Raw genomic sequence first — 8,389 nt, 5'->3', positions numbered from 1 at the left:
CGCCCAAGACCGTCAAGGTCACTGCGACCCCGAGCGAGTTCTCGGCCGAGGGCAAGCAGATCATCGAGTTCGATGCGGTCGTCCGCATCGACACCCCCGGTGAGGCCGACTACTACCGCAACGGCGGAATCCTGCAGTACGTGCTGCGTTCGCTCGTCTGAGCGCGGTTCCCGAAGGGCCCGGATGCTGCGAGCATCCGGGCCCTTCGCACGCCCGTCGCGGTCAGTGGGCGCGTGGCAGGCTCTCCGTCGATGCGACGGCGTGCATCACACAAGGAACGTTCATCCGTCGACGGTAGACTTGAGGGCGTCCGCGCGGCGTATGCCGCGCACGTCATCGAGTCGCGGAGGAGCGTCCATGCCGATCCTGCCGAGCATCACCGGTCCCCGAGATCTCGACCGGCTCACGCCCGCGCAGCTCAACGAGCTGGCGGCCGAGATCCGGGCGTTCCTCGTCGAGAACGTCGCTCGCACGGGCGGGCACCTGGGACCGAATCTCGGCGTCGTCGAACTGACGATCGCTCTGCATCGGGTCTTCTCGTCGCCCGATGATCCGTTCATCTTCGACACCGGCCACCAGTCGTACGTGCACAAGCTGCTCACCGGCCGGCAGGACTTCTCGCAGCTGCGCTCGCGCGGCGGCATCGCCGGCTACCCGCAGCGCAGCGAGAGCGCCCATGACGTGGTCGAGTCCTCGCACGCCTCGAGCTCGTTGAGCTGGGCCGACGGTGTCTCCCGCGCCCTCACTGCCACCGGTCGCGCTGATCGCCACGTCGTGGCGGTCGTCGGCGACGGTGCACTGACCGGCGGAATGACCTGGGAGGCGTTGAACAACATCACCGACGACAACGACCGCAACCTCGTGATCATCGTCAACGACAACGGCCGCTCCTACGCACCGACGATCGGCGGCATGTCCCGGTACCTCAACCGCGTGCGCACCGCAGGCGCCTACCGCGAGATGCACCGCAAGTCCGACCGGCTCTTCCGTGCGTTCGGTCCCTTCGGGCGGGCGCTCTTCCGCGGTGTGCGCGGTGGCACCCACGGGTTCCTCTCGCGGTTCACGAACAACGCCGCGTTGTATTCCAACCTCGACATCAAGTACCTCGGGCCGGTCGACGGTCACGACATCCCGGCGCTGCTGGAGACGCTGCAGCTCGCGAAGGACTTCGGCGCCCCGGTCATCGTGCATGCCATCACCGAGAAGGGGCGGGGCTACCAGCCGGCCCGCGACGACGAGGCCGACCAGTTCCATACGGTCGGACGCATAGATCCGAAGACGGGAGGCGCGCTGTCGACGTCCTCGTCGCGGGGCTGGACCGACGTGTTCGCCGAGGCGCTGGTCGATGTCGGCGCCCGTCACGACGATGTCATCGCGATGACCGCAGCCATGCTGCGTCCCACCGGGCTCGCACCGTTCGCGGAGCGCTTTCCCGACCGCGTGTATGACGTCGGCATCGCCGAGCAGCACGCCGTGGCATCGGCCGCGGGGCTGGCGTTCGGCGGACTGCATCCCGTCGTCGCCATCTACGCGACCTTCATGAACCGCGCGTTCGATCAGGTGCTGATGGACGTGGCGCTGCACAAGGCCGGCGTCACGTTCGTGCTCGATCGCGCAGGAGTCACCGGCCCCGACGGCCCCAGTCACCACGGCATCTGGGACCTGGCGATGCTGCAGCTCGTCCCCGGCATCCGCATCGCCGCTCCGCGTGACGCCGCCCGGCTCGAGGAGACGCTCGATGAGGCCGTGCGGGTCGACGACGCGCCCACCGTCATCCGCTTCCCGAGAGGCTCGGTCGCCGACGACATCACGGCGATCGAGAGACTGACAGACGGTGTCGACGTGCTCGCGCGCGACGACACCGAGGACGTTCTGCTTGTGGGTATCGGCCCCTTCGCGGCGCTGGCGCTCGACGTGGCGGCGCGCCTGCGCGCCCAGGGCATCGGGGCGACCGTGATCGATCCGCGCTGGGCGATACCGGTGCAGCCATCTGTCGTGCAGCTGTCGGCCAGACATCGTCTCGTGATCACTCTCGAGGACGGCATCCGCGTCGGAGGCATCGGCACGCGGGTTCGTCAGGTGCTGCGCGAGGCGGGCATCGACACCGCCGTCGACGAGCTCGGCCTGCCGGACGAGTTCATCGATCACGCGTCGCGTGAGGAGATCCTCGAGGACGCCGGCCTGACGGCCGCCAAGATCGCCCACGACATCGTCGCCCAGGTGCTCGGCAGGCGAGTGCCGGTCGCGCGGCAGAGCGGGGAGACCGGCGCGATCGAGCTGCCTGTGCAGGAGCGTCGCTGACGCCAGGTCATTCAGTTCAGGGCGTGCAGGGCGGCGACCGCCTCCCTGTCCCGATCCGAATCGCGCAGGGCTCCCGCCAGCAGGAATCCGTCGGTGAGGGCGTCGCCGGTGATCATGACCCGCACGAGCTCCACGCCGCAGGTGGCCCGTACCTCGTCGGCGCACGCCGCGAGAACCCGAGCGTTGATCTGATCGTTGTGCGGCAGCTCCTCGCCGTCCAGCATCCGGATGCTGTCGCGCAATGCCGCTCCGACGATGTTCGAGGCGCGCTCCTTCACGTTCACCACATCGAGCTCGAAGACGCGCAGATCCCGGCCCGTCGGGATCGGTCGCCATTCGAATGACGCGTGCACGCGGTGCTGATGCCCGCTGCGCCCCGTCATCTCGCGCGCAGGCAGGTCGGTGGCGCGGCACCTGACGTCGATCAGCCGGTACCAGTAGAAGAGCGGGAACGCGCCGTGCGATCCGGGATGGAGCACGACGACCTCGCCGACCGCGCCGGCAGCCGCGGTTCTGCGGCGCGGCGGGCGGTTGCGGATGATCGGCTTGCCGTTGCGGGTGCGGATCGCGGCCCAGCCTTCGTCGACCGTGACGACGAACAGCTTCAGCAACGCAGGCACCACGAGCAGGATCGTGAGGATGGCGGTGCCGGTCTTCAACAGGCTCGACATCCCCTTGGTGCTCATCATCGTCAGGAGCATGTCCATGTCACCACTGTGCCCGTTCGCGCGGCCGGTGGATGTCGAATCGGGTCGACCGCGCCGGGAGTTCACACGCTGTTCGCTCCGCGTTGGGCGCCGCGTCCTGGCGCGGAAACGGGCGGGAGGAGCCGCAGCCCTCCCGCCCGTGCCGCAGCGCGTCAGCTGTGCGCGATGCCGCGGATCGGCGGGTTGTGGAAGGTCCCCCCGAACATCCGCTCCGAAGCCCCCTCACGGTCGAGGTACGGGGATGCGCCGCCGTCGATGAAAGGCCAGCCTGCGCCGAGGATCAGGCAGAGGTCGATGTCTTCGACGGCGGGTACGACGCCCTCGTCGAGCATGAGGCGGATCTCCTGTGCGAGGCCGTCCTGTACCCGGCGGAGGATGGTGTCGGCGGACGCAGGCGATGAGGCCACCGCACCCTTCAGTGTCTTCTCCGCCGCCTTCGTCCACCCGGTCACCCGGCCGCCCTTGTCCTTCTCCACGACGGCATCCAGCTCGGCCAGCTCGTGGAAGTTCTCGTTCGCGTAGAACCGGTCCGGGAACGCTCGCACCATGGTGTCCTGCACGTGCGCGGCGACCTTCCAGCCGACCAGGTCGATGAGCTGGAATGGGCCCATCGGCAGCCCCAGGGGTGCGAAGGCCTTCTCGACCTCCGCCACCGGTGTGCCTTCGTAGACGGCGCGTGCGGCCTCGCCCATGACCTTGGCGAGCAGGCGGTTCACCACGAACCCGGGCGCGTCTGCGGTGAGCACCGCGTTCTTGCCGAGACCCTTGGCCACCACGAACGCGGTCGACAGCGCAGCATCCGTCGTGTGGGGGGTCTTCACGACCTCGATCAGCGGCATCACCGCGACCGGGTTGAAGAAGTGGAAGCCGACCAGGCGCCCCGGATGAGAGAGCGGGGACCCGATCTCCTCGACCGACAGCGACGAGGTGTTGGTGGCGAGGATGGCGTCGTCTGCGACGATCTTCTCGATCTCGGCGAACACCTGCTGCTTGACGCCGACCTCCTCGAACACAGCCTCGATCACGAAGTCGCAGTCGGCGTACAGGCTCTTGTCGGTGGTGCCGGTGACGAGCGAGCGCAGCTTGTTCGCGGTGTCGCCGTCGAGGCGGCCCTTGGCCTCGAGCTTGCCGATCTCGTCGTGGATGTACGACACACCCTTGTCGACGCGGGCCTGGTCGAGGTCGGTGATCAGCACCGGCACCTGCAGCTTGCGCACGAACAGCAGCGCGAACTGGCTCGCCATGAGGCCGGCGCCGATGATCCCGACCTTGGTGACCTTCTTGGCCAGCGCCTTGTCGGGTGCCCCGACCGGGCGCTTGGCGCGCTTCTGAACCAGGTCGAAGGCGTACATCGAGGCGGCGAACTGATCACCCGTGACGAGCTCGGCGAGCGCCTCATCCTCGCGGGCGAACCCTTCCGCCTTCGTTCCGCTCTTCGCCTTGTCGAGAAGCTCCAGCGCGGCGTACGGCGACTTCGGCACCGTGCCGATCTTGGATTCCAGCATGCCCCTGGCCATTTTGATGGCGATGGGCCACTTGGTCAGTCGCTCGATCTTGCCGGGCTCGTTCCTGCGCTCGACCTTCTTCCCCCCGAGCACCGCGTCAGCCCAGGTCAGCGAGTTCTCGAGGAAGTTCGCCGCCGGGAAGATGGCGTCCATGACGCCGAGCTCGAAGGCCTGCTGCGGCTTCAGCATCCGGTTCTGCTTGAGGGGGTTCGAGATGACCACTTCGAGCGCGTTCTCGATGCCGATCAGGTTCGGCAGCAGGTAGGCGCCGCCCCAGCCGGGAATGATGCCGAGGAACACCTCAGGAAGTGCCACCGCGGCAGCCGATGCGTCGACGGTGCGGTAGGTGGAGTTCAGTGCGATCTCCAGACCGCCGCCGAGCGCGAGGCCGTTCACGAACGCGAAGGTGGGCACGCCCAGTTCCGACAGCGAGCCGAGCACCTTGTGGCCCAGCTGCGCGATGAGGCGGGCGTTGTCCTTGGAGCCGACCTTGCTGATGTCGGACAGATCGGCACCCGCGGCGAGGATGTACTGCTTGCCCGTGATTCCGACCGCCTGGATCTCACCCGCCGCGGCGCGCGCCTTCAGCCTCGCCAGGGTCTCGCCGAGCTCGGTGAGCGTAGCGGGTCCGAGGGTGTTGGGGCGGGTGTGATCGCGACCGTTGTCGAGCGTGATCAGTGCCAGCACCCTGCCGGAGGCGAGTCGGATGTCGCGCACGGGGGAGTGCGTGACGACCTCGCCTTCGGTGAGCGCCTGGATGGGAGAGAAGTCGACCTTCGCGTACTGCTCGGAAATCGTGTTCGCCATTCCTGCGTCCCTCACTTGCGCTTCTTGCCGTCGTAGAAGGGGTTCTCCCAGATGACCGATCCGCCCTGGCCGAGGCCGACGCACATGGCGGTCAGGCCGTAGCGGACGTCGGGGCGCTCGGCGAACTGCGCCGCGAGCTGGATCATCAGGCGCACGCCGGATGCGGCGAGCGGATGTCCGAGCGCGATCGCCCCGCCCCACTGGTTGACCCGGGGATCGTCGTCGGCGATGCCGAAGTGGTCGAGCAGCGAGATGACCTGGATCGCGAAGGCCTCGTTGAGCTCGAACAGCCCGATGTCATCGATCGTCAGTCCGGCCTTCTTCAGCGCCTTCTCGGTGGACGGGATCGGGCCGATGCCCATGATCTCGGGCTGAACGCCGGCGAAGGCGAACGAGACCATCCGCATCTTCGGCGTCAGGCCGAACTCCTTGACCGCGCCGCCGCCGGCGAGCAGAGACATCGTGGCGCCGTCAGTGAGCGGCGAGGAGGTGCCAGCGGTGACCCGGCCGTGCGGGCGGAAAGGCGTCCTCAGCCCGGCGAGGTCCTCCATCGTCGTCTGCGGGCGGCGGCCCTCATCCTCGGTGGCGAGACCCCACGCGCCGTCGGCGTCCTTGATCGCCACCGACACGAGGTCCGGCTGGATCTTGCCCGCGTCGTAGGCAGCCTGCACCTTCTGCTGGCTGAGCATTCCGAAACGGTCGGAGCGCTCCTTGGTGAGATGAGGGAAGCGGTCGAAGATGCGCTCCGCGGTGACTCCCATGTTCAGCGCACCCGGGTCGACCATCTTCTCGGCGACGAAGCGCGGGTTCGGGTCGGCGTTGCCGCCGATGGGGTGGTGGCCCATGTGCTCCACCCCGCCGGCGATCGCGAAGTCGTACATCCCGACGCCGATGGATGCGGCCATGGTGGTCACCGCCGTCATCGCTCCCGCGCACATGCGGTCGATCGCGAGACCGGGAACCGTCTGGGGAAGCCCGGCGAGGATCGCGACCGATCGTCCGAGGGTGAGACCCTGGTCGCCGGTCTGCGAGGTCGCCGCGATGGCGACATCGTCGATCCGGTCGGCAGGGACGGTCGCGTTGCGCTCCATCAGTCCGATCGTCGCCTTGACCGCGAGGTCGTCCGCGCGGGTGTTCCAGTACATGCCCTTCTCGCCGGCGCGCCCGAACGGGGTGCGCACTCCATCGACGAAGAAGACGTCCGAGATCTCGGCCACTCTGCCTCCATAGGTTGGGATGCTCTCAGCCTAGAAGGGCGACATTGCGGGCTGGAATCGGTTGGGTCGAACCTACGAAGCGGGCTCCTGGGTGTCCGAGGCCATTTGCGGTGCCTCTACAAAGGCATCCGTGATCTTCTGTGCAGTCCGCTCAATCTGCCAGCGTCGTGCGCCGAGTGACTTCAGCGCGGCGGAGATCGCGTCGACGGTGAGCGCGGGTGGCTCCCACGCCAGCCGGCGAAGGTACTCCGGCGTCAGCAGGTTCTCGGTCGGCATGTGCAGTTCCTCGGCGATGGCTTCGACCACGGGACGAGCGGCCTTCAGGCGCAGATCCGCCTCGGGATTGCGATCGGCCCATGCACGCGGCGGCGGGAGCGCATCGCTGGGCACCCGCTCCCGCGGCAGCTGCTCCGTCTCGCGCCCGCGCACGATCGCCTCCCACCAGCGATCGAGCTGGGTGCGGCTGGCGCGACCGGTGAACTCCTTGAGACCGGCGAGGGCCTGCTTGCTCTGCGGTGCCGCGATGAGCGCGGCCACCAGCGCACGATCAGGAACGAGACGACCGGGTGAGACGTCGATCTCCTGTGCGTACTGCTCGCGAGCGGTCCACAGTTCCCGTGCGACGGCGAGATTGCGGGCGCCGCGTACGCGATGCAGCCCGCTGAGGCGGCGCCAGGGCTCTTCACGGGGAGGCTTGGGAGGCCGGGAGAGGGTCGTCGCGAACTCCTCGGCGGCGATCTCCGTCTTGCCTGCCTCGACGAGCTCACCGGCGATCACGTCGCGCACCTCGACGAGGTGAAGCACATCCAGGGCGGCGTACTCCAGCCATGCGCCGGGCAGCGGACGCGTCGACCAGTCGGCCGCCGAGTGCTCCTTCGCGAGCGCGATGCCCAGCGTGCGCTCCACCACCGCGGCGAGACCGACGCGCTCGTGACCCAGTAGGCGGGACGCGAGCTCGGTGTCGAAGATCCTCTCCGGCTCGAGACCCAGGTCGCGCAGCGACGGGAGATCCTGGCTTGCCGCGTGGAAGACCCACTCCTCGCCGCCGATCGCGTGCTGCAGCTCGGAGAAGTCCTGGATCGCAGGCGGGTCGAAGAGGAAGACCCCCGCGTCACGCCGGAAGACCTGGACCAGGTAGGCGCGCTGGGAGTAGCGGAACCCCGAAGCGCGCTCGACGTCGACGGCGACCGGTCCTTGCCCTGCGGCGAGGGCGCTGCAGGCGTCCTCGAACTCCGTGCGGTCATCGATCACGGAGTATTCAGCCACGTCCGCCCCTTCTCGCGCCGAACACGGCGACGTCTTCCGATCCGGGAGGCAGACCAGCCAGCATCCCGACCAACTCAGCCCATGCTTCCACATGCGGCCGGATCGGTCCTTCCGGCGTCCACGACGCCCGCAGCTCGATCTGCGCTCCGTCGCCCTCCGCCGCGAGACCGCCGAACCCCTTCGAGAGCATCTTGGTCGAGGTGCCGGATGCCGAGTGGTAGACGGCGTCGCGGGACTCGAGCGCATCGACCAGCCATGACCATGCCACGTCGGCGAGCAGGGGATCGGTGCCGATCTCCGGCTCCAGGGGCGCCTGAGCGAAGGCGACGATGCGCCAGGCTCCGTCCCACGCGCTCGGCTCCTCGGGGTCGTGCAGCAGCACGAACCGCCCTGTCCCGTACACGGAATCGCCGTGGTCGTCAGGCCGGACATCGGCGGCGAGCGCGATCGAGAACGCCGCGAGACCGGACGGCGAGGGGATCTCGCGCACCACGATGTCGCTTCGGAAAGGAGTCTCTCGCAGCTCTGCGGCGACCTTCTCGAAGAGGGCGGCGGCGTCCGGGTGTGCGGTCACGTGGACAGGCTA

At 68.4% G+C, this 8,389-nt stretch carries 6 protein-coding genes; 1 reads left to right on the top strand and 5 read right to left on the bottom strand.

The features are described 5' to 3' along the window. Window positions 1–357 precede the first annotated feature (357 nt). Window positions 358–2,301 carry a 1-deoxy-D-xylulose-5-phosphate synthase gene (gene dxs, locus RIN43_RS15685; protein ID WP_309129858.1) on the top strand — a complete coding sequence of 648 codons (1,944 nt, stop codon included), beginning with the start codon at window positions 358–360 and terminating at the stop codon, window positions 2,299–2,301. A gap of 11 nt (window positions 2,302–2,312) precedes the next feature. On the opposite strand, the gene RIN43_RS15680 is transcribed toward dxs, so the two are convergent. From RIN43_RS15680 to RIN43_RS15660, 5 genes are all read right to left on the bottom strand, one after another. After that, window positions 2,313–3,008: an SPFH domain-containing protein gene (locus RIN43_RS15680; RefSeq protein ID WP_309129857.1), complete on the bottom strand. Its 696-nt coding sequence runs from the start codon at window positions 3,006–3,008 to the stop codon at window positions 2,313–2,315. A 152-nt stretch (window positions 3,009–3,160) separates the two neighbouring features. Beyond that, on the bottom strand, window positions 3,161–5,320 hold the full coding sequence (locus tag RIN43_RS15675; protein WP_309129856.1) for a 3-hydroxyacyl-CoA dehydrogenase NAD-binding domain-containing protein: 2,160 nt from the start codon (window positions 5,318–5,320) through the stop codon (window positions 3,161–3,163). Between the two features lie 11 nt (window positions 5,321–5,331). Further along, window positions 5,332–6,537: a thiolase family protein gene (locus tag RIN43_RS15670; protein WP_309129855.1), complete on the bottom strand. Its 1,206-nt coding sequence runs from the start codon at window positions 6,535–6,537 to the stop codon at window positions 5,332–5,334. A gap of 72 nt (window positions 6,538–6,609) precedes the next feature. Continuing rightward, window positions 6,610–7,803, bottom strand: a complete 1,194-nt coding sequence (locus RIN43_RS15665) for an HRDC domain-containing protein (protein ID WP_309129854.1) — start codon at window positions 7,801–7,803, stop codon at window positions 6,610–6,612. After that, window positions 7,796–8,377: a DUF3000 domain-containing protein gene (locus tag RIN43_RS15660; protein ID WP_309129853.1), complete on the bottom strand. Its 582-nt coding sequence runs from the start codon at window positions 8,375–8,377 to the stop codon at window positions 7,796–7,798. The genes RIN43_RS15665 and RIN43_RS15660 overlap by 8 nt, the downstream gene beginning before the upstream one ends. Between the last annotated feature and the right edge of the window lie 12 nt (window positions 8,378–8,389).

Origin of the sequence: Microbacterium sp., assembly GCF_031178445.1 — a bacterium.
GTDB lineage: Bacteria > Actinomycetota > Actinomycetes > Actinomycetales > Microbacteriaceae > Microbacterium.
The sequence above is the reverse complement of the archived record's forward strand: the minus strand, read 5'-3'. Positions and strand labels throughout refer to the sequence as shown.